Origin of the sequence: Streptomyces sp. NPDC086023, from assembly GCF_044540325.1 — a bacterium.
Lineage (GTDB): Bacteria > Actinomycetota > Actinomycetes > Streptomycetales > Streptomycetaceae > Streptomyces.
The window spans coordinates 212518-238515 of sequence record NZ_JBITRX010000011.1; the positions used below are offsets into that span (position 1 = coordinate 212518).

General features: G+C 74.7%; 26 protein-coding genes. 11 read left to right on the forward strand and 15 right to left on the reverse strand.

The genetic code is table 11. The features are described from left to right. Positions 1–5 precede the first annotated feature (5 nt). Entirely contained in the window at positions 6–833 is an 828-nt protein-coding gene (locus ACIF6F_RS22895; protein ID WP_399949399.1) for a VOC family protein, read from the forward strand. A 119-nt stretch (positions 834–952) separates the two neighbouring features. Here ACIF6F_RS22895 and ACIF6F_RS22900 read toward each other — a convergent pair whose 3' ends face one another. The 6 genes from ACIF6F_RS22900 to ACIF6F_RS22925 all read right to left on the reverse strand — a co-directional run bounded on the left by ACIF6F_RS22900 (position 953) and on the right by ACIF6F_RS22925 (position 8534). Further along, positions 953–1681, reverse strand: a complete 729-nt coding sequence (locus tag ACIF6F_RS22900) for a lipoprotein (protein WP_399949401.1) — start codon at positions 1679–1681, stop codon at positions 953–955. A 73-nt stretch (positions 1682–1754) separates the two neighbouring features. Further along, positions 1755–1976 carry a hypothetical protein gene (locus ACIF6F_RS22905; RefSeq protein ID WP_399949403.1) on the reverse strand — a complete coding sequence of 74 codons (222 nt, stop codon included), beginning with the start codon at positions 1974–1976 and terminating at the stop codon, positions 1755–1757. Between the two features lie 182 nt (positions 1977–2158). Continuing rightward, on the reverse strand, positions 2159–3604 hold the full coding sequence (locus ACIF6F_RS22910; RefSeq protein WP_399949405.1) for an MFS transporter: 1446 nt from the start codon (positions 3602–3604) through the stop codon (positions 2159–2161). Positions 3605–3920: 316 nt separating this feature from the next. After that, complete coding sequence (locus ACIF6F_RS22915) at positions 3921–4334, reverse strand: SHOCT domain-containing protein (RefSeq protein ID WP_399949407.1); 414 nt, start codon at positions 4332–4334, stop codon at positions 3921–3923. A gap of 82 nt (positions 4335–4416) precedes the next feature. Next, positions 4417–5847, reverse strand: coding sequence for a DUF2252 domain-containing protein (locus ACIF6F_RS22920; RefSeq protein ID WP_399949409.1), 1431 nt, complete (start codon positions 5845–5847; stop codon positions 4417–4419). A gap of 194 nt (positions 5848–6041) precedes the next feature. After that, positions 6042–8534, reverse strand: a complete 2493-nt coding sequence (locus tag ACIF6F_RS22925; RefSeq protein ID WP_399949411.1) for a LuxR C-terminal-related transcriptional regulator — start codon at positions 8532–8534, stop codon at positions 6042–6044. Between the two features lie 291 nt (positions 8535–8825). On the opposite strand from ACIF6F_RS22925, the gene ACIF6F_RS22930 reads away from it, so the two are divergent. Then, complete coding sequence (locus ACIF6F_RS22930) at positions 8826–9407, forward strand: hypothetical protein (RefSeq protein WP_399949413.1); 582 nt, start codon at positions 8826–8828, stop codon at positions 9405–9407. Positions 9408–9489: 82 nt separating this feature from the next. Here the strand turns inward: ACIF6F_RS22930 and ACIF6F_RS22935 are convergent, their stop codons facing one another. Continuing rightward, on the reverse strand, positions 9490–10698 hold the full coding sequence (locus ACIF6F_RS22935) for an erythromycin esterase family protein (RefSeq protein WP_399949415.1): 1209 nt from the start codon (positions 10696–10698) through the stop codon (positions 9490–9492). A 90-nt stretch (positions 10699–10788) separates the two neighbouring features. On the opposite strand from ACIF6F_RS22935, the gene ACIF6F_RS22940 reads away from it, so the two are divergent. The 5 genes from ACIF6F_RS22940 (at position 10789) to ACIF6F_RS22960 (ending at position 14928) form a co-directional block, all read left to right on the forward strand. Then, the gene (locus ACIF6F_RS22940) at positions 10789–11565 is read left to right on the forward strand and encodes a TioE family transcriptional regulator (RefSeq protein WP_399949417.1); all 777 of its coding nucleotides are present in this window, start codon (positions 10789–10791) and stop codon (positions 11563–11565) included. A gap of 412 nt (positions 11566–11977) precedes the next feature. Beyond that, positions 11978–12973, forward strand: coding sequence for an ATP-binding cassette domain-containing protein (locus tag ACIF6F_RS22945; protein WP_399949419.1), 996 nt, complete (start codon positions 11978–11980; stop codon positions 12971–12973). After that, positions 12970–13782 (forward strand): ABC transporter permease, encoded by an 813-nt coding sequence (locus tag ACIF6F_RS22950; protein WP_399949421.1) that lies wholly within the window; start codon positions 12970–12972, stop codon positions 13780–13782. Before ACIF6F_RS22945 ends, ACIF6F_RS22950 begins: the two co-directional genes overlap by 4 nt. 106 nt (positions 13783–13888) lie before the next feature. After that, positions 13889–14404, forward strand: a complete 516-nt coding sequence (locus tag ACIF6F_RS22955) for a GNAT family N-acetyltransferase (protein WP_399949423.1) — start codon at positions 13889–13891, stop codon at positions 14402–14404. A 110-nt stretch (positions 14405–14514) separates the two neighbouring features. Further along, on the forward strand, positions 14515–14928 hold the full coding sequence (locus ACIF6F_RS22960) for a VOC family protein (protein WP_399949425.1): 414 nt from the start codon (positions 14515–14517) through the stop codon (positions 14926–14928). A gap of 38 nt (positions 14929–14966) precedes the next feature. Here the strand turns inward: ACIF6F_RS22960 and ACIF6F_RS22965 are convergent, their stop codons facing one another. From ACIF6F_RS22965 to ACIF6F_RS22980, 4 genes are all read right to left on the reverse strand, one after another. Further along, positions 14967–15377 carry an ArsR/SmtB family transcription factor gene (locus tag ACIF6F_RS22965; protein ID WP_399949427.1) on the reverse strand — a complete coding sequence of 137 codons (411 nt, stop codon included), beginning with the start codon at positions 15375–15377 and terminating at the stop codon, positions 14967–14969. Positions 15378–15562: 185 nt separating this feature from the next. Then, positions 15563–15937, reverse strand: coding sequence for a hypothetical protein (locus ACIF6F_RS22970; RefSeq protein ID WP_399949429.1), 375 nt, complete (start codon positions 15935–15937; stop codon positions 15563–15565). 158 nt (positions 15938–16095) lie between these two features. Then, on the reverse strand, positions 16096–17556 hold the full coding sequence (locus ACIF6F_RS22975) for a cellulose binding domain-containing protein (protein ID WP_399949431.1): 1461 nt from the start codon (positions 17554–17556) through the stop codon (positions 16096–16098). Positions 17557–17684: 128 nt separating this feature from the next. Further along, positions 17685–19280, reverse strand: a complete 1596-nt coding sequence (locus ACIF6F_RS22980) for a beta-N-acetylhexosaminidase (RefSeq protein WP_399949432.1) — start codon at positions 19278–19280, stop codon at positions 17685–17687. Between the two features lie 254 nt (positions 19281–19534). On the opposite strand from ACIF6F_RS22980, the gene ACIF6F_RS22985 reads away from it, so the two are divergent. From ACIF6F_RS22985 to ACIF6F_RS22995, 3 genes are all read left to right on the forward strand, one after another. Continuing rightward, positions 19535–20377, forward strand: a complete 843-nt coding sequence (locus ACIF6F_RS22985) for a GntR family transcriptional regulator (protein ID WP_399949433.1) — start codon at positions 19535–19537, stop codon at positions 20375–20377. A gap of 112 nt (positions 20378–20489) precedes the next feature. Next, complete coding sequence (locus ACIF6F_RS22990) at positions 20490–20870, forward strand: nuclear transport factor 2 family protein (RefSeq protein ID WP_399949435.1); 381 nt, start codon at positions 20490–20492, stop codon at positions 20868–20870. A 211-nt stretch (positions 20871–21081) separates the two neighbouring features. Further along, positions 21082–21726 carry a DUF4232 domain-containing protein gene (locus ACIF6F_RS22995; RefSeq protein WP_399949437.1) on the forward strand — a complete coding sequence of 215 codons (645 nt, stop codon included), beginning with the start codon at positions 21082–21084 and terminating at the stop codon, positions 21724–21726. 34 nt (positions 21727–21760) lie between these two features. Here the strand turns inward: ACIF6F_RS22995 and ACIF6F_RS23000 are convergent, their stop codons facing one another. Beyond that, positions 21761–23059 carry a hypothetical protein gene (locus ACIF6F_RS23000; protein ID WP_399949439.1) on the reverse strand — a complete coding sequence of 433 codons (1299 nt, stop codon included), beginning with the start codon at positions 23057–23059 and terminating at the stop codon, positions 21761–21763. A gap of 57 nt (positions 23060–23116) precedes the next feature. Continuing rightward, complete coding sequence (locus tag ACIF6F_RS23005) at positions 23117–23710, reverse strand: 3'-5' exoribonuclease domain-containing protein (protein ID WP_399949440.1); 594 nt, start codon at positions 23708–23710, stop codon at positions 23117–23119. A gap of 164 nt (positions 23711–23874) precedes the next feature. Here ACIF6F_RS23005 and ACIF6F_RS23010 point away from each other — a divergent pair, with 164 nt between their 5' ends. Beyond that, complete coding sequence (locus tag ACIF6F_RS23010; RefSeq protein WP_399949442.1) at positions 23875–24972, forward strand: PI-PLC domain-containing protein; 1098 nt, start codon at positions 23875–23877, stop codon at positions 24970–24972. Between the two features lie 11 nt (positions 24973–24983). Here ACIF6F_RS23010 and ACIF6F_RS23015 read toward each other — a convergent pair whose 3' ends face one another. Continuing rightward, complete coding sequence (locus ACIF6F_RS23015) at positions 24984–25226, reverse strand: hypothetical protein (protein ID WP_399949444.1); 243 nt, start codon at positions 25224–25226, stop codon at positions 24984–24986. 60 nt (positions 25227–25286) lie between these two features. Further along, the gene (locus ACIF6F_RS23020; RefSeq protein ID WP_399949446.1) at positions 25287–25943 is read right to left on the reverse strand and encodes a TetR/AcrR family transcriptional regulator; all 657 of its coding nucleotides are present in this window, start codon (positions 25941–25943) and stop codon (positions 25287–25289) included. Positions 25944–25998: the final 55 nt, after the last annotated feature.

The window sequence follows — 25998 nt, forward strand, 5'->3', positions numbered from 1 at the left end:
ACCCCGTGATCACTACCGATTTCGTCCCCGGTTCCCCCTGCTGGATCGACCTCGGCGCGCCCGACGTGCCCGCCGCGGCCGCGTTCTACGGCGCCGTGCTCGGCTGGGACTACGAGCCCATGGACACGGGCGGGGAAGGCGCCGGGGACGAGGGCATGGAAGGCGGGATGTTCCGGAAGGACGGGAAGATCGTCGCCGGCCTCGGGAAGCTCACCGAGGAGGGGGCGCGCTCCGCCTGGATGATCTACTACTCGGTCGCCGACGCGGACGCCACGACCCGTGCGGTCGAGCAGGGCGGCGGCACCGTGCGGGTGGCGCCGCGGGACCTCGGGGAGTGGGGCCGGATGGCCCAGTACACCGACCCCCTGGGCGGCCAGTTCGCCGCCTGGCAGCCTGGCTCGGACACCGGCATCGAGCTGGTGGACGAGCCGGGCTCGCTCTCCTGGACGGAGCTGTACACCACCGACGCCTCGGCCGCCAAGGAGTTCTACGGCAGCGTCTTCGGCTGGACGTTCGGCGACATGGGCCTGCCGGGCGGCGGGGGCACGTACTCCCTGATCACCCCGGCCGGGCTGCCCGAGGAGCGGATGCAGGGCGGCCTGATGGAGATGCCCAAGGAGCACCTGACGCTGGCGGACGGCAAGCCGTACTGGCACCCGGTCTTCGCGGTCGCGGACTGCGACGCCGCGGTCGCCGCGGTCAGGGAGCAGGGCGGCACCATCCAGATGGGCCCCGAGGACGCGGAGGGCGTGGGCCGGCTGGCCGTCTGCGTCGACCCGGCGGGCGCGGACTTCGTGGTGCTGACGCCGGTGGAGCCGCCGGCCCAGAGCTGAGTTCCGGGCGGCGCAGGGGCCCGGCTTCCGGGCGGCGCAGGGCTGAGTTCCGGGCGGCCCGGGACCGGGTTCCGGTCGGCTCAGGGCTGCATGCCGGCCGGTCGGCGGCTCCCCCCGTGTCAGCGGGTGCCGCCGGCCGGCCGGATGCTGCGTCTGGCGAGTTCGTACGCCGGGAGCATCCGCCGGTGCTCGGCCGTGTCCAGTCCGCCGACGTGGAGGACCACCGCCCCGCGCGGGGTGGTGACGGCGAGCGCGCTCTCCCGCTTGGACTCGCCGAGGAGTTCGCTGGTGACGGTGTACGTCACCGCGGCGACGGGCAGGCCGCCCGTGGCGGTCTCGGTGTACGCGGCCCCGTGGGCGTTCCGGTCCCCCGCGACGAAGGCCTCCAGCGCCCGGCGCGGGGAGCCCGCGCCGGCGTCCCGGGTGTACACCCGCAGGAACCCGATGGCACCGGCGGGCTTGGCATCGATCTCGCAGACGGTGTTGAAGGGGCCCTGCCGGGTCAGCTTGCCCAGCACGGAGTCGGCAGGGGCCGGCTCGATGGCGGCCGGCTCCCAGGAGGCCGCGAAGTCGAAGGTCACGGGCAGCACGCATGCCGAACCGGCGGCACCGATGGTGCCGCCCTTCGCGGCCACCTGGCCGGCGGCCTTCCCCGGCGCGCTGCCGGCGGGCCGCGGGGTGCCCGTGGCGCGCGGCCGTTCGGCGCCCTGGTCCGCAGACGGCACCGAGGCCGTGGGAGGGGCTGCGCCCCGCTCCGCGGCGCCCTTACCCCCGTCCGGCGCGCAGCCCGCCAGCACCACGCACGCCATCAGCGCCGGCACCACGCCCGGCATCGCCCTGCCCGCCATCAGACCCCCCGATTCCGTACAACCGTGCGAGAGTATCCGCCGGTTCGCGCCGTCTCCGGGCCGGGGGCAGGGATCAGGCCCCGATACCCAGCAGGGCGATCCTCAGCAGCTGTGCCTGCTCGACATCGGGCAGCGGAGCGGGCTCGTCCCCGCGGCCCTCGTGCGTGGCAGGCACGGCGCGCAGTCCCTGCACCCCGCCCGCGGCCCACGCGGCGTCCGTCGCGGGCAAGGACAGGACCAGCCGCCGCCCGTCCGGCAGCGCGGTCTCCAGCGTCGAAACGTCCCTCGGTTCCACGGCTCCCTCTCCCCGGTCGTGCCAAGGCAACGGCAGCGTTGCTCACCCTGAGGACGGATGCGCGGCCCCGATCGTTCCCGCCGCCGGCGGCCGGCCCCGGAGCCGCGACTTCCGCACGTCGACCGGATTTCGCGCTGACCCGGGCTGCGGGGCCGCTCAGCCATCGCCCTACGAGCCACGGGCTACGAGCGGGGGCGGGAGCGCAGCCCTAGGGCGAGGGCCAGCACGGCCGCCCCGCAGGCGGCCGCGGCGGCGAAGCCGGCGGACATGGCCTCGGGGAGGCTCCCGTGCCCGGAGGACGCGGTGACCAGCAGCGCGACGCACAGCGAACCGCCCACGGCCTGGCAGGCGTTGAGCACGCTGCCGGTGGATCCGGTCTCCTCCGCCTTCAGCCCGGAGGTGGCCAGCACGGTCGCGGGGACGGCGCAGAAGGCCAGGCCGGCACCGAGCAGGACGAGGGCGGGCAGCACGGCGGTCGCGTACGGGTCCTCGGGCCCCAGGCGCGTCAGCCACAGGTTCTCCAGGAGCAGGGCGGCGGCGCCGATGGCCATCACCCGCTTCGCGCCCAGGGCCCGCTCCTCCCGCACCGCGAAGCCGACCAGCGCAGCCGTGGTCAGCGGCACAGGCAGCAGCGCGAGCGCGGCGGCCAGCGGCGACCAGCCGCGGTCCTGCTGGAAGAACTGGCTCAGGAAGAAGTAGGCGCCGATCACCGCGCCGGGCACGGCCAGCATGCTCGCGTACGCCAGCGCCCGGTTCCGGTCGCGGAACAGACCGAGCCGTACGATCGGCTGCGCCGTGTGCCTCTGTACCCGGACGAACAGCGCCAGCAGCGCGGCGCCGGACGCCAGGGGGCCGGCCACCTGCAGGCTGGACCAGGGGCGTTCGACGGCCTGCGACAGCCCGTACACCAGGGAGGCCGCTCCCAGGGCGGACAGCACGGCACCGGCGGCGTCGAAGCGGCCCGGGATCCGGGCCGACTCGGCCAGCACCCGGGGGGCGAGCAGCGCCAGGACCAGCCCGAGCGGCACGTTCAGCAGCACGACCCAGCGCCAGGAGCCGACGGAGGTGAGGGCGCCGGCCAGCAGCAGGCCGCCGGCGGTCGAGGCCGCCCCGGCGGCGGTGCAGACGGCGATCGCCTTCTTGCGGGCCGGTCCCCGGGGGAAGGCGTCCAGCATCAGCACGAAGCCGTTGGCCGCGACCAGGGCGGCGCCGGCCCCCTCGGCGGCCCGTACGGCGATCAGCAGCTCGCCGTTGGGCGCGAGCGCCCGCAGCAGGCCGGCAAGGGTGAAGACGACCAGGCCGGAGACGAAGACGCGGCGCCGGCCGAGGACCTCGCCCGCCCGGCCGCCGAGCAGCAGCAGCCCGCCGAAGGCCAGCAGGTGGGCGCCGATGACCCAGGAGGCCGAGAGGGCCGTCAGGTGCAGCTCGGCCCGGATGCCCGGCAGGGCGACGTTCATCAGCGGGTCGTCGAGGTGGATCGTGGCGTTGGCGCCGGCGATGACCGCGAGCGCGGGGCCGGGACGCGGCCCGCGGGCGCGCAGCGCCGTCCCGGGGCGCCGGACGAGGGCCCCCTGCCGGGCCGGTGCGGTGGCCGCGGGCGGCGCGGCTTCGGATAACGGCGCGGACATGTGCTGCTTTCCTGGAGACACGGCGTGGCGTACTGCCGTCCCACCCTGCCCGTACGCGCTCGAGCGCCGCTCGACCCCGGGGGGGGCGGCGGCCGGTCGTGGGGTGGCGCGCCCTGTGGGGCGCGTGTCTGGTGGGGGGCGTGGCCTGTGGTGTCGCGTGGCCTGTGGTCGCGCCGCCGCGCACGCGGGGGTGGCGTGGCCGGGCACGGGCCCGGCCGCGCCACCTGCTGCGTCCCGGTGGCGTCGGCGGCGACGGTGGTGGTCCGGGTCGCCGCCGGAGTGGCGGTTCGGATGCGGTGGTCCCGGAGGCGGTCGTTCAGCGGAGGAGCTTCTCCTTGGCCGCCTGGAACTCGGCCTCGGAGAGGTCTCCGCGTGCCTTGATCTCGGACAGCTTGGCGAGCTGCTCCGCGGTGCTGCTGCCCTTGGTGCCCGCCGTCTCGCGTATGTAGGAGTCCATCTGCTCCTGCTGCGCCTTCATGTGGGCTACCGAGCGCTCGCCCATGCTCTTGCCGCGGGCGCAGATGTACACGAAGACGCCCAGGAAGGGCAGGACGATCACGAAGATGATCCATCCGGCCTTGCCCCAGCCACCGAGCTCGTGGTCGCTGAAGATGTCGCCGATGATGCGGAACAGCAGGAAGAACCACAGGACCCATAGGAAGATCCACATCGTGGTCCAGAAGGCACCCAGCAGCGGGTAGTCGTAGGCCAGCGGCACGTAGCGGTCCATCGCAGTCTCCTGTTCTGGCGGATGGTGCGGCTCCGACTGTCGCCCGCGCGGCCGTTTCCCGCATCACCCGGCGCGGGTGATCTCAGGACCGCGCGGCGGCCGGGTCCGGGGCGGCCGTGACGCGCCCGTCGGCGACCGCGGCGGCGAGCGCCTCGTAGTCGCGCCGGTTCTGCTCCGCGTACGCCTCGGCGTAGTCGGCCAGGGCCCGGTCGAAGGTGTCGGCGGAGCCGAGGTACGCGGCGATGGCGACGGGGTCGCCGGCCCGGGCGTGGGCGCGGGCCAGGGCGGCCCCGCAGACCCTGGCGAACAGCCGCATGCCGGCCGGCACCATGGCGTCGGTGTCGGGGCCGCCCTTCCAGTCGTGGAGCTGGCGCACGTAGAAGTCGCGGCGGCGGCCGTCGATGCCGGTGACCCGGTGCCAGCCGAGGAAGATGTCCCCGGCCGCCTGCATGAGCCGCTGGCCCTCGACGACGCGCTGCCCCTGGTTGTCCTGGGTGACCGGGCCGGCGTAAGGGGCGAGGACGGACTCGCCCGCCTCCTTCGCCTGGAGGATCAGCGGGTCCTCGTCGTCCCGGCCGAGCATGAGCAGGATCCAGCAGCGGGTGCCGACGCTGCCGACGCCGACGACCTTGCGGGCGATGTCGACCAGGCGGAACCGGCCGAGCAGCTCGCGGCGTTCGGCGGTCAGCGTGCCGCCGTACTCGGCGAGGAGGGCGCGGAGGGCCGGCGCCGGATCGCTGTCGCCGCCCTTGGCCAGCAGGTCGCGGAGCGGGGTGACCAGCGGCGGGTCGGCGACGAACCGGCGTTCGCCGTCGACGACGCGGGTGAGCTTGGCGAACGCCCGGAGGTGGTTCTTGCTGCGGGCCTTGGTCAGGGCCTCGTCGGTGCGGCGGCGCATGGTCCGGGTGCCCTCCGCGGCGACCAGGGCGCGCAGGTCCTCGGCGTCGTCGTGGGCGTACCAGATGTCGAGGACCCGCATGTCGCTGAAGGCGCGCATCCGTTCGCGGTACGAGCGGACGGCCTCGCGGACGACCGCGCGGCGGTCCACCTCGTCGTAGCCGTTGTCGCGGCCGGCCACGGAGAAGCCGGCGGCGAGGCGCTTGACGTCCCACTCGAAGGGGCCCGGGCAGGTCTCGTCGAAGTCGTTGATGTCGAAGACGAGGTTCCGCTCCGGGGAGGCGAAGAGGCCGAAGTTCAGTGCGTGGGCGTCGCCGCACAGCTGGGTGGTGAGGCCGGTGTGGGGCGCCCGGCCCAGGTCGGCGGCCATGATCGCCGCCGCGCCGCGGTAGAACCGGAACGGGGATTCCAGCATCCGGCCGTACCGGATGGGGACCAGCTCCGGGACGCGGGAGGCGGCCTGGGCCTCCAGGGTGGCGACGGGGTCGGGGCGGTCGGGGGCGGGCTCGTGGCCTCCCTGGTCCGCGCGGCGGACGCGGGCGCGGGCGGCCTTGCCCGCGGCGGCCCGCTCGTCGGGGGTCGGCCAGTGGGGCGTGGGGTGCGACTTCGTGACCACGGTGGCGCCTCCTCCCCGCGGGGCGACCGGTACGCCCCGCCGGTCCGCCCGGCCGGTGGTCTTCCCGGCGGGCGGAACGGTTCGGGAAACCAGTGTGTGCGCGGTGCCCGCGGCACTGCCTCACCCGCCAGGAGTGAGCCGGGAGTGAGCCAGGAGTGGGCCGACGGTGATGCCCTGGCGCCCCGCCGCGCCGCTCAGAGGATCTGGAGCTCCCTGGCCCGCTCCACGGCGTCGCGGCGGCGCGAGACGCCGAGCTTGTGGAAGATGCTGCGGAGGTGGGTCTTCACGGTGTTGACGGACAGTCCGAGTTCGGCGGCGATCTCGTCCGTCGACATCAGCCGGGCGACCTGGGCGAGCACCTGCCGCTCGCGCGCGCTCAGCTCTTCGACGAGCACGGGCCACACGGGTGCGCTGCCGCTTCGGGCCCCCGGCGCGCTGCCGCCGCCGCTGCCGCCCGCCGGTGCGGTCGGCCCGGCCGGCCCGGCTCCGTGCCGCCACCGCCCGGACGGTGCCGGGGCCGCCCGTCCCGCGGCCCCGGCCCCCCGGCCCGGCCGTCCACCGCTCCCCGCCGCTGCCGCGCCGGACGCGGACGAGGAGCGGCTCGGGGGCGAGGGGGGCCGGTCGATGAACGCCTGGTCACCGCCCACGAGCCCGCCGGCCACCACTCCCCCGGACGCCCGCCCGCCCGCTGCCGCCGATGCGTCGCCGGACGCGGGCGACGGAGGGCCGGCGGACGGCACGGCGGACACCGGCCGGGAAGCCGAGGGGTGGGCGGCCACCCGATCGACAGCCCCCGGCTCCTCGACGGACCGGGCGGCGGAGGACTGCCGGTCCGGACCGGCAGCGAGGCCGAGCGCAGGCCCTGCGGCAAGGCCGGAGACGGGCCCGGCAGCCGGGCCGGCGTCCGGGCCGGCGGCGCCGTCCGTGTGCCCGTGCGGGCCGGACAGCAGGCGCAGCAGCGCGAGCACGAGCCGTTCGGCAGGCTCCGCCTCCGCCGGGCTGCCAGGCCGGTCCTCCGCACGGCGCATCCCGTCCTCCGCACGGTCCAGCCAGGCCCGGCACGCGGCCGGGTCCCCCGCCCCGAGGCTGCGGGCCGCCGCCGCGAGCGCGGGTCCCGTGCCCTCGGCGTCGGACGGCCTCCCGGCGAAGAGGTCCACAAGGATCCCGGTGCCGTCGCCCTCCAGCCGGTGGCCCACCGGCAGGCCGCGGAGCCCCGGGGCGGCCGCGGCCGGCCGGTCCCCGGCCGCCGCCGCGTGCTCCGGCACCCCGGTGCCCCGCCCGCACCCGGCCAGCCAGCGTGCGGCCCGCCGGTACAGCCCGGGCAGCGCATCGGGGCGGCTGCCGCGCAGCCGGGTGCGCAGCACGCCCGCGAAGAGGGGGTGGAACCGGTACCAGCCGGTGTCGCCGACGGGCTCGACGAAGGCGTGGGCGCGCGCCAGCGCCTCCAGCACGCGCGCGGCGTCCCGGCGGTGGGTCAGCACGTCGGCCAGGTCGGGGTGGACCTGCCCGAAGAGGCCGGTGCACAGCAGCAGTTCGCGCGTCGGTCCCGGCTGGGTGTCGAACACCTCGGCCAGCAGGTAGTCGGCCACGGCGTGCTCGGCGGCGCGGCGCGAGCCGGTGAACGCGGCCGGGTCGTCGTACCCGTCCATGGCGAGGGCGCACAGCCGCAGCCCGGCCGCCCAGCCTTCCGTACGGCGTACGAGCGCGGTCGCGGTCTCCCGGTCGGCCGACGCCTCCCGGCCCCGCTCCCGGCCCCCTCCGCCGCCTTCCCCGCTGCCGTGGCCGGTCCGCCGCCCGGCGAGGAGTTCCGCCGCCTCGGCGGCGGTGAAGGCGAGGTCGCGGCCGGGTATCTCGTGGACGCGCCGTTCGGCGCGGTAGCGGGCCAGCGGCAGCGGCGGGGCCGCCCGGCCGAGCAGGACGAGCCGCAGGTCCGGGCCGGTGTGCTCGACGAGGAAGCGGAGCCCCTCGGCCAGGTCGGGGGCGGCCGGCCGGTCGACGCCGTCCAGGACCAGGACCGCGGGCGCCGGCTGTCCGTCGAAGGAGGCCGCCAGGCGTACGAGGAGCGAGTGGTCGACGCCCTCGGCGCTGAGCGGCCCGCCGATGTCGGGGCGAAGTGCGACCCCGGCGCGGCGGAGGGCCCCGAGGACGTACGCCCAGAGGGTGCCGGGGCGGTCGCAGGCGTCCAGGGAGACCCAGGCAACCGGTCCCGGCGGGTCCGCGGAGAGGGCCCACGACGCGGCCAGCGCCGTCTTGCCCGCGCCCGCGGGGCCGGTGACCACCGTCAGGGGCCCGCGGGTGCCCTCCGTGAGTGCGTCGTGGAGGCGCTGCCGGGACACCAGCCCGCCCGGGTAGACCGGCACCGTGAGCTTCGCCGTCAGCAGCGGGTCGTCGACCGGTTCCCGCAGGGCGGCCCGGCCGTGCCCCGCCGCGCGGGCCCCGCGCCCGGCGTGCCCGGTGTTCCCCCTGCCGGGCCGGTCGCGGACGGGCGCAGCGTCCGGGGCGGTGTGCACGCCGGAACCGGGGGCGGCGTACGTCGGGTCGGCAGGTACGGGCGTCGGCAGAAGCACCGGCGGCACGCGCACCGGCCTCGTGTACCCGGGCGCCGCACGGCCGGGCGCCGGGCCCACGTACACGGGCACCGGCTCGATCGGCAGACGGTCGTGGCCGTCGGGGCGGGAAGGAGTCACGGACAGCACCCCTCCAGGTGGGCGACGTCGGCGTCGTGCCCGGCCCCCGGGCCGCCGCACCGAACGACTGGTCAGGGGACACCCGTACGGGGTGACCCGTCCGGGTGAGCCGGATCCCTCTCATGATCGTGCGCACCCGTGGCACCCGCCACACGGGACGGTCCGGCAACCCGCCCGCTCGCCCGGAACGGGTGGTGCGCGAGTGGCGCCGGCGTCGTCCCATGGGGTGGAGGGCTCCGTCCGCCACGCCCGGAGGGGCGGACCGCGGCCCACCCGAGGGAGGTCGATCGCGTGGACGACCGGTGGACGGACGGCACCGACGGGCCCGACGCCGCCGCGGGCGCGCCGGCCCGCCGGCATCACCACCACCGCCACCACCACTGGTGGTGGCGGCCTCCCGACTCGCACGCCGACTACACGGGGGCGGTGTACGGCTCCGTGCTCGCCGCCTCGGTGGTGGTCGGCGGCGGGACGTACGGGGAGTTCCCCCGGGCGAACCTGGCGCTGCTGGTGCTGCTGACCGCCTTCGTCTTCTGGGCCGCACACGTCTTCTCCCACGTCTTCGGGGCCAGCCTGGCGGCCCGGCACAGGCTGAGCCGGAGGGAGGTCCTCCGGGTCGGGGCCGGGGAGCGGCCGGTGATCGACGCGGCCCTCCCCCCGGCGCTGGCGCTGCTGATCAGTCCCCTGCTCGGGATGGACGAGCAGGGCTCGGTGTGGCTGGCGCTCGGCGTCGCGATCGCGGGGCAGGTCGGCTGGGCCACCGCGGGCGCCGTACGGGCCGGGGCCCCGCGGAAGCTGGTCGCCCTGTGCGCCCTGGTGAACCTGCTGCTGGGCCTGGTCATCGTGGCGGCCAAGGCCGCACTGACGCACTGACGCACTGGCGCACCCACGCACCCACGCACCGGGCGCAGGGTTCCGGCCGGGCCTGAACCGGCTCGGCCGGAGCCCGGCCGGCCTACCGGGTCTCCGGCAGGTCCCTGACGAACACCAGCCCGTCGGTCACGGCGAGATGGGACGGGTCCATCGGGAAGTACCCGAACCAGGGCGAGGTCCGGGGGGCCGGCGGGTTCTGCGCGAGGGCGTCGGCAAGGGCGCCGGGGTCGACGAGGCAGCGGTCCTCTCCGAGCCCGTACAGGAGCCCTTCCAGGGAGTCCGGGGGCGGGGTGTCGACGCCGTGGTGCCGGATCGTGCCGACCGTGGTCGCCAGGAAGGCGTACTCCTCTCCCAGCCGCGCGCTCACCAGTGCACCCGCGCTCCACCAGGCCAGCGGCGTGCCGCCCAGCCGCATCGTGCTCCGCGGGCGCTGGAGGTGGGCGTTGTGGGCGTGGACGAGCACCGGGCCGCGCTCGGCCAGCGCGAGGAGGTTGCGGGCCATCATCTGGTCCCGCACGCCCACCAGGCGGGTCAGGCGGCCCGTCGAGGTGTCGGCCAGCCAGTGGTGGTAGCGCAGCAGGCCGGTGGCGGTGCGCGCGTACAGCCGGGCCCGGTCCCAGGCCTCCCGCGGGGTGGCCGCGAGCAGCTCCGGGGTGCGCTCTTCGAGCAGGGCCGCCAGGTCGTCGGCGAGCAGCCGCAGTGCACCCGCCTCGGCGGTGCGGCCCACCGACCGGGCCGGGTCCGTCATCGCGGCGGGTTCGGTCCACCGGTCGTCGGCTCCGAGCAGGCGGTCGAGGGCCTCCGCGGTACAGGGCAGCAGGTCGGCGTCCACGTGGGCCGCGAGGTAGCCGTGGAGCGCGGTGAGTGCCTGCCGGGGGCCGGCGGCGGCGGTCATCTCCAGCGGGCCGTCGAAGCCCGCGAAGCGCACCTGGTCGGCGGCGGGCCGGCCCTCGTTGTGGGCGCGCATCCAGCGCACGAGTTCGCGGTTGGCCGGGGAGGCGCCCCAGCCGTGGCTGATGCCCTGCGCCACGACCTCGTCGAGCGTGCCCGTGCCCGAGGTGACGTGGTCGTCCACGGCGAGGCCGGCGAGGCAGTCGCTCTCGATCGCGATGGTGCGGTAGCCCTCCTCCTCCACGAGCTGCCGGAAGAGGTCGTTGCGCACGTCGAGGAGGAGTTCCTCACCGTGGGTGGGCTCGCCCAGGGCGAGCACGCGGGGCCGCCTGCCGTGCAGCAGGCGCAGCACGGCGGAGGCCTCGACGGGACGGGCGGTGTACCGGCTTCTGGTCGTCATGCCTTCAACACTATCGTTGAAGATACGGTTGAAACTCTTCGCGGTCAGGCGTCGAAAAGCCGCTCGTCAAGCGGGGATATCCTCGTCGGCATGGGATCGAACCTTCAAACCGGTGGCTACCTGAGGCCGGTCGACCTGGCGCGCGGGCACGGGCTGTCGGCCCAGGCCGTCAGGAACTACGAGGAGGACGGCATCCTCCCGACCGCCGGCCGCACGGAGAGCGGCTACCGCCGTTACACGCACCTGCACGCCCGGGCTCTCGACGCGTTCCTCGCCCTCGTTCCCGGGCACGGCCACCGGACGGCTGCGGACGTGATGCGGGCGGTGAACCGGGGCGCCGCCGACGAGGCGTTCCGGCTCATCGACGAGAGCCACGCCCAGCTGCTCGCCGACCGCCGGACGCTGCGCGCCGTGGAGGACGCGCTCCGCGATCTGGCACCCGCCGCGGCGGGTCCGTCCGCGGCGCAACCCACGGGGACCGCGCCCGGCGGGGCCGCCGCACCCGGCGCGCCCGCCGGGGCCGGCGGCACCTTCATCGGGCCGCTGGCCGCGGAACTCGGGCTCCGGCCGGCGACGCTGCGTACGTGGGAGCGGGCCGGCCTGCTGCGCCCGCGCCGCGACCGGCTGACCGGGTACCGCGTCTACGACGCCGCGGACGTACGGGACGCCCGGCTGATCCACCAGCTCCGGCGGGGCGGGTACCTGCTGGAGCAGATCGCCCCGCTGATCGAGCAGGTACGGGCGGCCGGCGGACTGGAACCGCTGGAGGCCACACTGACCGGCTGGCACGGCCGGCTGGCCGCCCGGGGGCGGGCGATGCTGGCCGGGGCCGCCGCGCTGGAGGCCTACCTCCGCGCACGCGCCTGAGGCCCCGGACCACGGGCGCGGGTGGCCCGTGGCGCCCGGACCCGCGAGGGCCGTCACAGGCCCTGGGCCCGGCAACGTCGAGCCTGTGCGATGACGTTCGGACCTGCGCGAAGACGCCCGGCACGCCCGCGCGGTGGACGCGGTCGAGGGCGTCGCGCAGGGTCGCGGGGCCGGGGCGGGCCGCTGCCCCGGCGTGGCCTGCGGCCCGGTGGGCCGGGATCGGCGGACGCCGTGCCGTACCCGTGCAAGCCGCCCGCGGGACAGCCGCCGTCCGTCGCGCTTCCCGCCGCGGTGCCGCGCCGTCCGGCGGAACCCGGGTCCCGCGCCGCGCGGCCGGCTCGCCGGGCCGGTTGTCAGTGGCGTGCGTCACAGTGGAGGGGTATGCGCCTTCCTCCACGAACGGGGTGATCTCGTGAGCTACGCGATCCGGGCCGAGGCGCTGGCCAAGCAGTTCAAGGAGACCCGCGCCCTCGCCGGTGTGGACCTCGAGGTCCCGACGGGCACGGTGCTGGGCCTGCTGGGGCCCAACGGCGCGGGCAAGACGACGGCGGTCCGCATCTTCGCGACGCTGCTGCGTCCGGACGGCGGGCACGCCGAGGTCGGCGGGTACGACGTGGTGCGCGAGGCCGGCATGGTGCGCTCGCTCATCGGGCTGACCGGGCAGTACGCGGCGGTGGACGAGAACATGACGGGCACCGAGAACCTGCTCATGATCGGCCGGCTGCTCGGGATGTCGCGGGCCGAGGCCCGGGCCCGGGCCGCAGACCTGCTCGACCGCTTCCACCTGAGCGACGCGGCGGGGCGGGCCGCCAAGACCTATTCGGGCGGCATGCGGCGCCGCCTCGACCTGGCCGCCAGCCTGGTCGGCCGGCCGCGGGTGCTGTTCCTGGACGAGCCGACGACCGGCCTGGACCCGCACAGCCGCAGCGAGGTCTGGGACATGCTGCGGGTCCTGGTCGCCGAGGGCATGACGACCCTGCTCACCACGCAGTACCTGGACGAGGCGGACCGGCTGGCCGACAGCATCGTCGTGATCGACAAGGGCACGGTGATCGCCGGCGGCACGCCCGACGAGCTGAAGTCCCAGGTCGGCGGACAGGTGCTGTACGTACGGCCGGCCGACCCCGCCGACCTCGGCGCGGCGCACCTCCTGGTGACCGCCGAGGCGGGCCCGCAGGCCGCGGTCGAGGGCGACGGGATCCTCGCGCCGGTGAACGACCCGGCGCTGATGCCGAGCGTCGTGCGCCGCCTGGACCAGGCGGGCATCTCCGTCGGCGAACTCAGCCTGCGGCGCTCCTCGCTCGACGAGGTGTTCATGGCGCTCACCGGCCACCGGGCGGAGCCGGAGGCCGACGCGGAGGAGAGCGCGGAGGAAGACCGGTACTCGGAGGCGGTGACCCCGTCATGACCTCGGCGGCACTCACGGACACGCAGTGGCGCGGCGGGCGGGTACGCCCCCTCGCGGCCCTCCGGCAGACCGGAACGATGGCGTGGCGCAGCCTGGTCTCGGTGAAGCACAACCCCCTGGAGCTGGTGGACTACAGCATCACGCCGATCATGTTCGTGTTCCTGTTCACGTACGTGTTCGGCGGGCAGATGGCGGGCTCCCCGCAGGAGTACCTGCAGTACGCGCTCGCGGGCATCATCGTGCAGAACACCCTGTTCATGAGCATGTACACGGCCATGGCACTCAACACGGACCTGACGAAGGGCGTGTTCGACCGGCTGCGCAGCCTGCCGATCGCGCGGACGGCGCCGCTGCTCGGGCGCATCACCGCGGACCTGGCCAAGCAGCTGTGGGCGATGCTGCTGATGATCGCCCTGGGCACCGTGCTGGGCTTCGAGATCACCGGCGGCGTGGCGGGGTTCCTCGGCGCGACGCTGCTGCTCCTGACGTTCGCCGCGGCGGTGTCGTGGACGGCGGTGCTGATCGGGATGCTGGCGGGCGACGCGGAGAAGGTGCAGGTGTTCGCGTTCACCCTCATCTTCCCGATCACCTTCACCAGCAGCGCCTTCGTCCAGGTGGACACGATGCCCGGCTGGCTTCAGGCCTGGGTGAACGTCAATCCGGTGACCCACCTGTCGGACGCGTTCCGCGGCCTGCTCCTCGGCACGCCCGCCGGCAGCGCGATCATGTGGTCGCTGGTCTGGGCCGCGGGCATCACGCTGGTCTTCATGCCGCTGGCGATGCGGGCGTACCGCTCGCACACCCGCTGACGGGTGCGCCGGCCGCTGCTGCCGTGTTCGTACGACTGTCCGGTGCGGCGTGTGGGTGCGGGCGGTTTTCGACACCGCGGCAGGGTGCCGGCCCTCCCCCTCGCGCATGATCGGTTCGCGCGGCCCCACGGGGAGCCGCGCGTACGGACAGGAAGGCACCCTCCAGATGACCGGCATCCAGGTCCGCGCGGTGCGCGCGGACGACTTCCCGCAGTGGCGCGCCCTCTACCGGGGCTACGCGGAGTTCTACCGCGTGGAGCAGACGGACGAGGCCGCCGCGCTGGTCTGGTCGTGGATCAACGATCCGGCCCACGAGGTGAACGCGCTGGTGGCGGAGGGCGCGGACGGGCGGCTCGCCGGGCTGGCGCACTACCGGCCGTTCGCGCGGCCGCTGTCGGCCACCACGGGCTGCTTCCTCGACGACCTGTTCGTCGCGCCCGAGAGCCGGGGCTCGGGAGCGGCCGATCTCCTGCTGGAGGGGCTGCGCGGCATCGCGGCCGAGCGCGGTTGGAGCGTCGTCCGGTGGATCACCGCCGACGACAACCACCGCGCCCGGTCCAAGTACGACCAGGTGGCCGCCCGCACGATGTGGGTCACGTACGACATGGCTCCCACCGGCTGACCCGTACGGCAGCCGATCGGCGCCGCGGCCGTGCGCCTCGCCGGCCGGGACGGGCGCGTGGCCTAGCCTCGGCCGGGCAAGGTCACGCCACCACCCAGGGAGCCGGCAGGATGGCCGCGACGCCTCAGAAGATCACCACGTTCCTGATGTTCGAGGGGCAGGCCGAGGAGGCCATGGCCTTCTACGTCTCGCTGTTCGAGGACTCCGAGGTCATCGGCGTGACCCGCTACGGCGCGGACGGGCAGGGCCCGGAGGGCACCGTGCAGTTCGCCACCTTCGCGCTCGCCGGGCAGCGGTACATGTGCATCGACAGCCCGGCCACGCACGCATTCGGCTTCACCCCGGCGGTCTCGCTCTTCGTCGAGTGCGACACGGAGGCGGAGCTCGACCGCCTGTACGCGGCCCTGGCCGACCGGGGCGCCGTGCTGATGCCACTCGGCTCGTACGGCTTCAGTGAGAAGTTCGGCTGGGTGAACGACCGCTTCGGCGTCTCCTGGCAGCTGAACCTGAACCTCTCCCTCTGACACCGCTGCCGGTCCGCCCGGCAGCCGTGCCCGGGCGGTCATTTCGAGTAGGGCCTGCCGGGCACCGCGACCGGGTGGGTGCGCGGGTGCGGGTGGGGTTCAGGGTGCTGTTGAGGGCGGGGCTCCGTCTGGCGGAGCTCGGCGAGCAGCTCGCTGCGGCCGGCCAGCATCTCGGTGAGGATGCGGCGGGCTGCGCGCAGCAGGTCGGCGACATCGCCGCCGGCGAGGGCGTAACTGACCGTGGCGCCCTCGCGGGTGGAGACGACGATGCCCGACCGGCGCAGCACCGCGAGCTGCTGGGACAGGTTGGAGGGCTCGATGTCGATCTCCGCGAGGAGGTCGCGCACCGGCATGGGCCCTGTCTGCAGGAGCTCCAGGACGCGGATGCGGACCGGGTGCCCGAGCATCCGGAAGAACTCCGCCTTCGCCTGGTACAGCGGTACCTGCATGCCCACGTGTGCTCCTGCTGTCGCCCGACCACGGCGGGGCCCGGCCCGTGCCCAGCCGCCTGCGGTCTTTCGTCCCATCGTCGCGTCCCGGCGGCCCGCGCATGCCCACACTTGGCCAGATTTGGATCTGCCGAATTGAAGAATTCTTCAACTAATGGGCATGCGAGGGCCGTCACGAGCCGTTGTCAGACCTCGAGGGCGGCCTCGATGCGGCGCAGCTGGTGCCGGGCCATGGCCAGGTTGGACCTGTCCTTGTCCAGGACCAGGTACAGGAACAGGCCGCTCCCGGACTTGCCCTTGAGCAGCCTGAGGAGGTGGTACTGACCGCCGAGGGTGATCAGCAGGTCCTCGATCTCGTCCCGGAGGCCGAGCATCTCCATCGTGCGGACCTTGGCCCTGATCACGTCGGTGTTGCCCGCCGCGGCGACCGCCAGGTCGAGGTCCTTGCCCCCGCCGAGGGTGCCCAGGGCCATGCCGCTGGTGTAGTCGACCAGGGCCGCCCCCAGTGCTCCCTCGATCGAGGTCATCGCCTCCTTCAAGGAGACTTCCACGTTCGCCAATTCGTCCACTCCCTCTGGTGCTCTGTTCGCGTCCGTGGCGGGAGAGATGCGCTCCCCCACCGGAACCTGCCCGGCTCAAGCTACTGAGCCTCAGGCCCCGTTGGGCCGGAATGGCAGATTCGGCGGAAAACGATCGGGGGGTGGACCGGCCCGTGCCGTCAGCTGTTCGGGACGGTGTCCCTGAAGGCGGTTCCCGCCGCGCGCAGGGCCGCGACCTCGGCGGCGACCTGGGCCGGGGTGCGGACCCGGTCCTTGACGAAGTACACGTAGTCGACCTGCTCGTCGTACGAGCGCGGGGTGGCGGAGGTCTGGCCGGCCAGGTCGATCAGCCAGTGGTTGAAGTCGATGAACTGCGGGGTCTCCGGCAGGTAGGGTTCGCCGTGGGTGGCGACGATCCGGCCGTCGACCCAGTACGTCACGGAGCTGCCGTCGACGGTGAACTGGATGTCGTGCCAGCCGTCGTGCGAGGCACGCTGCTCGCCGTGGGTGTTCACGGCGTTCCAGGGGTCGGGGTTGTAGGTCTCCCAGGTGGTCTCGTACATGATGTTGCCCGGCTCGCCCCAGCCGCCGTTGGGCAGGTACTCGAAGTCCTGCTCGCTGTAGGCGGGGTCCATGGGGGCGTTGAGCGGGGTGAAGGCGAAGAAGGTCTGGACGACGTGGTCGCCGTCGGGGCCGCCGGACGGGGTGTCGTCGAAGCGGACCCGGGCGGCGTAGGTGCCGTTCCCGAACTTCCTTGCGAAGGTCTGGAGTTCGGTCTCGCGGGTACCGGCGGCGGTGCCGTCCGTGGTGAGGCGCAGGTTCATCACGGTGCTGCCCCCGGCGGAGGGGAAGGTGATGTCCTGCGGGGACCAGGTGGCGCCGGGGACGCCGGGGCCGCCCTGCCCGGACTTGACGGTCCAGCCGTTGCGGGCGAGGGCCGGGTCGGTGCTGGAGGCGTAGGTGAAGTCGTCGAAGAGGACCGGTGCGTCCGGGTCCGTCGGCGGGGTGGTGGGGGGCGTGGTCGGCGGGGTGGTCGGGGGCGTCGTGGGGGGTGTGGTCGGGTCGTTGCCGGCCGGGGCCGTGCCCCACACGAGGGTGCCGCCCGACTGGAGGGTGACCTTGTCCCAGTCCGCGTACGAGGTCCGGCCGGGGCCGAAGGAGTAGTCGTCGGACTGGGTCAGCGGCTGCCAGTCGGTGCGGTGGAAGCGGAGCTGCATGTCGCCGGTGGACTGGCCGGGGGCGAGTGACCCCGCGCCCGCGGTGAAGCCGATCTCCAGGTACCGGTCGGCGGTGGCGGTGGGGTGGTCGGGAGTGCCGAAGGAGCCGGTGATGTGGGCACAGCCCGTCACCGCCCAGGAGCAGGCGAATCGGTAGGTCACCGCGGGGCCGTCGGCTTTGAACCAGTACCGCAGGCGGACCTGGCCGAGCGGGACGGTCGTGGCGCCGGTGTTGGTGATCCGGAGCCAGGGTTCGGACTGGTCGGCCGTGGCTCCGCCGGCGCTGGTGCGGTACTGGACACTGAGGGCGTCGGCGGCGGCCGAGGCGGGGGCGGCCAGGAGACCCGCGGCTGCGGTGCCGGAGAGGAGGGCGAGGGCGGCGGCCAGGGCGAGCCTGCCGGTGCGACGGGGGCGGTCGGACACGGGATTCCCTTTCGGTGGGGGCACGGAACGGAACCTGCCTGGGGGTGCGGGGGTGCAGGGGTGCGGGTGGGGCGGATGAAGCGGATGAGGCGCCGGTCCTGCGGGGTGCGCGGTGCGGGCCCCGCAGGTCAGGGGGTCTGGCCGGCGAGGCCGAGGGCGGCCAGGCGCGGGCGGTGGGCGGCCAGGGCGGGGAGGAAGTCCCGGTGGTAGTCGCCGTCCGGGTTCCAGGCCCGGGCCGCGAGGGCGCAGAGCCGGGGCCAGAGGAGGTGGTCGTACCGGTCGGCGGTGGTGACGTACTCCGTCCAGAGCTGGGCCTGGGTGCCCAGGACGCGTGCCGCGTGCTCGGCCGGCCAGGCGGCGGGCGCGGGGTCGTTGGCGTACACCGCGGCCAGGTCCACCACCTCGCCGGGCTGGCCGGGCGGTTCGCCGGGGCGGTCCGACTGCGGGTAGTCGAGGTACGTGGAGCGGTGCGGGGCCATCACCACCTCGTGGCCGCGCCGGGCGGCGGCCAGTCCGTGCCGGGCGTCCCGCCAGGCCATCAGCACGAACTCGGGCGGCAGGGCGGCCCCGGGCGGCTGGGCGTCGGTGTCGCCCTCGGCCCAGCAGACGGGGCGCCGGCCCGCGGCCAGCACGTGGGCTCCGGCCCGGCCGAGGAACCAGCCGCGCAGCGCGCGGGGGCCAGGGAGGCGGAGGGCGGCCGCGCGGGCGCGGGCGGCGGGGCTGGACTCCCATTCGGCGGTGGGGCATTCATCGCCGCCGAGGTGGACGTACGGGCCGGGGAAGAGGTCCATCGCCTCGTCGAGCACCGTCCGGCAGAAGTCGAGGGCGGCGTCGTGCACGCCGAGCACGGTGTCGCAGATCCCCCACTCGGTCCACACGTCGAGCCGGCGGTCCGGGTGGTTGCCGAGGTGCGGGTAGGCGGCGAGGGCGGCCCGCGTGTGGCCGGGCATCTCGACCTCGGGGAGGACCGTGACCCCGCGCTCGGCCGCGTACCCGACCAGTCGCCGCAGCTCGGCCTTGGTGTACGCGCCGCCGTGCGGCCGGTCGTCCCGGCACCCGGAGCCCGGCGGCCCGAGCGGGGTGCGGGCGCGGACCGAGCCCACCGCGGTGAGCAGGGGGTACGCGTCCACGGGCAGCCGCCAGCCCTGGTCGTCGGTCAGGTGCAGGTGCAGGACGTTGAGCTTGTGCAGGGCGATCCGGTCGACGGTGCGCAGCAGCCGGTCCAGCGGCTGGAAGTGGCGCGCGGTGTCGACCATCAGGCCCCGCCAGGAGTGCCGGGGCCGGTCCGTGATCTCCACGCAGGGCAGCGTCCACGCGGTGCCGGAGGCGGCGGGGCGGCGGGCCAGCGCCGCCGGGGGCAGCAGCTGGCGGAGGGTCTGGACGGCGTTCCGCAGCCCGGCGGGCCGGGCGGCGAGCAGGCGTACGCCGTCGGGCCGGACGCTCAGCCGGTAGCCCTCCGCGCCCAGCGACGGGTGCTCGGCGGGGTCGAGGGCGAGGGTCAGGGTGCCGTCGGCCGCGGGCGGGAGGGGCAGCCCGGTGGCGGGACGGAGCAGGGTGCGCAGCAGGTCCGCGATTTGCCGCGCGGCGGGTTCGGCGCGTACGGCGGCGTCCGGCGTGAGGGTGAAGTACCCGGGGACGCGGGCGAGGTGGCGGGGCGGGGGCAGGAGGGCGGGGACGGCTCCGCCGTGGGCCGGGAGCGGACGGGACGGGCTCACCAGGCTCACGGGGGTCCTCCTCTGCGGGTGCCGGGGAACTGACCAGTTGCCCGACCAGTACGTCAACTGGCCAGCAACTGGTAAGAAAAATGACACAGGACCGGAGGCCGGTCAAGGCGTCGGCCCCTCCCTCGCTTCCCTTCAACTTGCCTCCTCAGAAACGGTTTTGCGCGATCCGGAGACTTGCCGCGACCGGTCCGCCCACTGGTAACATCGCCGAGCTGGTCTGGTCACCTGCACGGGGTGGACGAGAGGACGGGAACATGGCCGAGGCACCCGGGGGTCCGGTTCCGAAGCGGATCTGGGTACGCGATCACCTGCGCGGTCTGGCGGAGGCCGGCGCACCGGGGGCCGCCCTGCCGTCGGAGCGCGCGCTGTGCGAGGAACTGGGGGTGTCCCGGCCCACGGTGCGCGCGGCCGTGGACGAACTGGTGGCCGCGGGCCTGGTGGTCCGTGAGCACGGGCGGGGCATGTTCGTCGCCCCGGCCAAGATCACCCAGGAGCTGGCGCCGGCCGGCGCCGAACCGGGATTCAGCCTGCCCCGGGCGCGGGGCAGCTGGGCCAGCAGGGTGCTGGAGTTCGGCACGGTGCCCGCGGGCACGGCCCTGGGGCGCAGGCTTCGGCTGCCCCCGGCCGACGAGGTGGCGTACATCGCGCGGCTGCGACTGGTGGACGGCGAGCCGATGGCGATCGAGCACCTGCACGTGCCGGCCGCGCTCGTCCCGGGCCTGGCACCGGGCGACATGGAGAGCGGGGACTTCTACGAACTGCTGGGCGCGCGGCACGGCGTACGGGTCCACGAGGCCGTCCAGGCCATCGAGCCCACCGTGCTGGGCGACCGGGAGGCCCGGCTGCTCGGCGTACCGGCGCACTCCCCCGCCCTGCGGTTCGAGCGGCTGACCACGGACCGGGAGGGGCGGCCCGTCGAGTACGTCCACTCGGTGTACCGCGGCGACCGCTACCGGATCGTGTCGCGCATCGCGCTCGGCGCGCCGTACGACGAAGGCGACGGCCTGCGGCACCACCCCGGGATTCCGCCCGGCGACCTGGCCGCGGGCGCCCACGGCCGGTCGGTCACGACGGGGGACGTCCAGCCGGTGCTCTGAGCCCGGCCGGTGGGTTGGCCGGTGGGCTGGCCGGTGGCGGGTCCGCCGCCGCCTCGTTCGCCGCCGCCGGGTTCGTCATGCGGGGGCCCGGTTCCGCCCGTACGGTGACGCCATGAGCGATCCGGTGCGCAACAAGGCCACGGCGATGGCGTTCTACGAGCTGATGTTCAACCAGTGCCGGCCCGCCGAGGCCGTCGAACGGTACGTCGGCGACACCTACACCCAGCACAACCCGCATGTCGGCGACGGCAAGGAGGCGTTCATCGCGTACTTCGAGCGGATGGCCGCCGAGTACCCGGGCAAGCGGGTGGTGTTCAAGCGGGCCTTCGCGGAGGGCGACCACGTGGTGCTCCACTGCCACCAGGCATGGCCCGAGGAGGAGTACGCCGGGATCGACATCTTCCGCTTCGACGAGGACGGCCGGATCGTGGAGCACTGGGACGTGCTCCAGGTGGTCCCGCCGACCTCTCTGAACGGCAACACCATGTTCTGACCGGTGGCCGTGCGGGGGCCGTGGAGGGCGGTGGAGGCGGGGGCGACAGCGGAGGCGGGGGCGACAGTGGAGGCAGGAGAGGCGGTGGAGGCGCCGGAGGCCGGTCCGTGGTGGATTCGGGAAGGCGCCGTCACAGAGCCGTGAAGCTTCTCCGGGACGCTGGTGCCACGCCCAGCGCACTCCCGCGCTCCTCACCCCGGGGGACAGCATCATGAGCACCGTACGCAGAGCCGCCGTCGTCCTCGCCGCCGTGTCCGCCCTCGCCCTGACGGCCTGCGGCCCTTCGCAGGACGACGCGTCGGGCGGCGGGAAGACGCCGGGCACGGGCCCGGGCGCGTCCGCCTCCGCTTCCCCCTCCACGGCCCCGACGGCCACCGCGAAGCCCACGCCGCCGGCCACCACGGCGCCGACGGCGACCGGCGGCAGCACCGACCCCGACTTCGACGTGTTCCCGTGCAGCACCTTCGACGTGAAGTTCACCGCGAGTCTGGCGGAGCCCACGACGGGCAGCCACCTGCTGAAGGTCACCAACAAGAGCACCAAGCCCTGCCGGGTCCTGGGCCACCCCGTCGTCACCTTCGGCGACCTGGACGGGCAGGCCACGCAGCGCGGCACGGCACCGGCCATCGAGGACGCCTTCGAGCTGGCCCCGGGCGAGTCCGCGTACGCCGGCCTGATGGGCGGCGGGAACGACGGGAAGGGCAGGACGGTCGACTGGATCGCCATGACCATGGACACCTCGTCCGACCTCGTGCAGACCCCCCTCAAGGCGCCGACCCCAGGCCTGTACGTGTCCCCCGACAAGAACTCGGTCACCCCCTGGGTGACGAACGCGGAGGACGCGCTCAGCCTCTAGGGCACCACCCCGCCACCGCCGTCCGTCCGCGTGCTCAGTCGTGGGAGGGGCGGCGGTGGCGCATGCGGTGGCGGAGGTACCAGATGGTGCCGACGGCGAGGGAGAGCACGGTCACGGTCACGGCCACGAGCGGCCAGCGCGAGTCGTCGACGGCGGCCACGAAGACCAGGATCACGGCGCCGACCGGCACCAGCAGCGAGGAGAGGGTCCGCAGGGCGGCCGCGATCATGCCGGGGTCGGCGGCCGTCGGATGGACCTCGGCGACCGCCTCGGCCGCCTCGGCCGGAGTCGCCGCGCCGTAGAAGGCCACCGTGCGCGCCGCCAGCTCCCCCGTGGACCGGTGGTAGGACCACCCGAGGTACGGGATCCAGACCAGCGGGGCCACCATCCCCACCAGGAAGACCAGGCCCACCAGAGCCCAGCGGCCGATCTTGACGATCAGCCGGGAGGTGTCCTCCTCCGGGCCGAGCAGCCCCAGCAGGTAGGCCATGCGCTTGACGAGCGACCACAGTGCGGCCACCCGGGACGGACGCGGCCCGGGCGGCGGCGACAGGTCCCCGTCGCGGTCCGTGCGCGCGGCCAGCTTCTCCAGGGCCTCACTGGCCGCGGGGATGTCGGGGTAGACGCCCTGGATCACGAGCAGTTCGGCGGTCCGGTCCGGGGAGGTGGCCGGGCGGCCTGCCAGCGCGCCCAGCTCCAGGCACATGCGCAGCTGGGCCAGCAGGGCGGCGCAGAAGGCGAAGGGGATCACCACGATGAAGGGACCGCCGACGAAGGAGCCCTCGGTCACCACGATCCGCCGGCCCCGGTTCGCCACCATGCCGCGAAGTTCCTCGGGACCAGCGTCCGGGTGATCGGCGCGGACCTTGGCGACCGTACGGGCCGCGGCGGTCCCGAGCCGGCGGGAGGCGAAGGAGGCCAGGATCTCCGGGAGGTGGCCGGGGTCGGCGAGCACCGAACGCAGCAGCCAGCGCGCGAGGCCCTTTTCGGTGCGGCCGGAGGTGTCGGGGTGGCCGCCGTTCGGGGCGGCGCCCTGGGCATCGTTCGAGTCGGCACCCTCGGCATCGTTCGAGGCGGCACTCCGGGCATCGTTCGGGGCCTCGCCCCGGGCGTCGTTCGGGGCCTCGCCCCCGTCGCCCTTCGAGGCGGTCCCCCGGGCGTCGTCCACGGCCGCGCCCCGGTCCGGGTTCGAGGGAGCGTCCCGCTCGGCGGCCGCACGCGGGCCGTCGGACCCGTCGGGCCCTCCCCCGGCGGGTGGCGAGGTGTCCGGGGGGTCGGGGTCCGGGGGGTCGGGGTCCGGGCCGGGGATGCCGGTGGGTGCCTCGGAGGCCATGCCTCCATTGTGGCCGCAGGCCCCGCGGGGCACCCCCCGCAGCAGGCCCGGCGGGGATCAGGCCTCCGGCCGCCAGAGCATCAGGTTGCTCATCAGCTCGGCCTGCTCGATGGCGTCGTCGAGGGCGTGGTGGGTGTGCCGCCGCCGGGACAGCAGCTCGCGGGGCATCGTCCCCTTGGCCACGGACCGCAGCGGCAGCCCGGCCTTCGCCGCGTACAGGGTCTTCATGTCCAGGCAGCCCGAGTGCCCGAAGGGGCTCTCCCCGGTGAACCGGATCAGGTACCAGTACAGGAAGGTCCAGTCGTACGAGGCGGGGTAGCCGCACATCACGGGCTGCGCTCCGTCGGACACCTGCCGCACCCAGGAGCTGAACGCGCGCAGGGCCGCCTCGGGCGGTGTCCCCTCGGTGCGCAGCCGCTCCCGGTCGAGGCCGCTGACGGCCAGCGCCTCCGGCACGAACGCGTCGCTCACCGGGCGCAGCTCGCGGTAGAAGGTCTGCCGCTCGGGGTCGGCGGGAACGTACCCGTCGGCGTCCTGCCGGCCGGCGACGGCCGCGCCCAGGCTGATCATGGAGTAGGGGCCGGGAATGGGGCCGTCGGCCTCGATGTCGACGGAGATGTAGAGGCTGGGGCGGATCTTGCGGGGTGACATGTCCGTGAGCATGTCAGCCGGTGGGCGGCGGGGCATCCGGATTTCCGGGCGGGCCGGTGCCCCTTCGCGGGCCCGTGACGGGGCCCGGGCGGCGTCGGCGGGAAGGCGCTGCGCGGGGGCAGCGGGACGCGGGTACCACGCGGTAGCCTCCCCGCATGATTGTCATGGACATGTTACGAGCGCGCTCTCACGGGCGGCGCCGCGGCCTCCGCGCCCTCGTGGGCCTCCTGCTGCTGGCCGTGCTCGGTACGGCGGCCTCCGCGACCGCCGCCCCGGCCCCGGCCGGCCCCCGCGCCCCGGCCACGCAGGCCGTCGCGGCCACGCGGGCCACCGCCACGGCCACCGCGGCCACGCGGGCGGCCGCCGACGCCGCCTCGGCCCGCTGGGGTGACCGCCGGCTCGACGAGGTGGCCTTCCTGACCACCCACAACGCCTTCACCAACTACGAGGACTCCCGCTGGAGCTCGGTGAACCAGTCCGAGTCGGTGCGCGCCCAGCTCGACAACGGCGTGCGGGGCCTCAGCCTCGACACCCACTGGTACGAGCGCAGCACCTGGCTGTGCATCATCAGCTTCGGCAGCGACTGCTACCCGAGCGACGTGTACCTGTGCCACGGCGACTGCAAGGCCTTCGCCGGAGCCACGTACGCCCTGCCCCGGCAGTCGTTCCACGGGACGATGCAGACGGTGGTGGACTTCCTCGCCACGCACCCCCAGGAGGTCGTGACCGTCTTCCTGGAGGACTACGTCAGCGCAGGTCAGTTGCAGAACTCCCTCGGCCGGGTGCGCGGCCTGAACGAGCTGCTGTTCCGGGCCGACGACTGGGGCGTGCGGCAGAAGGGCTGGCCCAGGGTCGCGGACCTCGTCACGGCGGGGAAGCGGCTGCTGGTCTTCTCGGACCGCTCCGACCGCGAGCACCTGGGCGTCATGTACGACAAGTCCTGGACGGTCAGCAACTACTGGAGCCTCGGTGACCTCGGCAACGACCTGGCCTGCGTCACCCGCTGGTCCGACGTGCCGCTGGACCAGCGGGAGCCGGGCTTCCGGCGGCTGTTCACGATGAGCCACCACCGCAACGTGCCCACCGTCCTCACGGCCGCCCTGGACAACGGGGCGAAGCTGCGGGACCGCATCGCCGGGCAGTGCCGGACCGCGACCGGGGGACGGAACCCGAACTACGTCTCGGTCGACTTCCACCGGCTGTCCGACGGCAGCGGGCACTCACCTGCCTCGATCGTGGCGGAACTCAACGCGGGTCCCTGAGTCCGGGCAGGTCAGAGGTGGTGGAGCTGCCAGGTGAACTTGCCCCCTCCCACCCAGCGGACGGTCTCCAGGTCGTCGAGGTCGTGGATGTGGACCCCCGCCTCCGCGGCGATGAGGATCACGTCCGTCATGGACCTGGCCGTCCCCACCACCTCTCCGTCGACCTCGACGATGCGGAAGGGCGGGTCACCGCTCTGCACTCCCAGAACGGTGACCCTCGGGCTTGAGATGTACGGGCTCGCACCTTCGGTCATGCAGTGACGGGTTCCACGCGGCAGCCTCCGCCAATCGCGTTGCGGAAAGAGACCCTCCGGTCACCCGGCATCCCGGACCGGCCGCCGCCCGCCCTGCGAGGCCGGGGTGAGCGCGGCGGCCGCGGCGAAGAGGCGGGCGCAGCGCGCGGCCATGGCCTCGGGGGACTCCTCCGGGTGCTTCACCCACCAGCGGACCAGGGTGGCGACCAGGTCGCGCCAGACGTACTTGAGCGCATCGGCGTCCAGCGGGTCCGCCGAGCCGGTGGCGCGCAGCAGGTCGGCCGTGCCTCCGGCGGCCAGGGCGTCGATGGCGGACCAGTACGCGGCGGCCCGGCGGGCGGCCTCGCCGCCGGGCGGCAGCGTGGTGTCGTACAGCACGAACCACGCCTCCCGCTGCCCTTCCAGGGCGTCGAAGATCCCGCGCAGCACGCGCAGGGGTGTGCCCGGCCCCGTCCCCTGGTCGCCCATGCCGGTGCGGATCGCCTCCAGGAGGCGGTCGCCGACCGGTGCCAGGCAGGCGACGTACAGGTCCTCCTTGGTGCCGAAGTACTGGTGCAGCAGCGTCTTGGTGACCCCCACGCGGGCGGCGATCGCGGCGAGCGAGGCCGCCGCGTATCCGTGGGTGCCGAACTCGTGCGTGGCGGCGGCGAGGATCTGCCGTTCGCGGTCCCGGCGGGGGACGCCCTTGGTGCCGGCCTTGGATCGGGGGGTTGCCATGCGGCGATATTATCAGTAGGTAATTTACCGCTAGGTAAGTTACTGCTATCCCTGG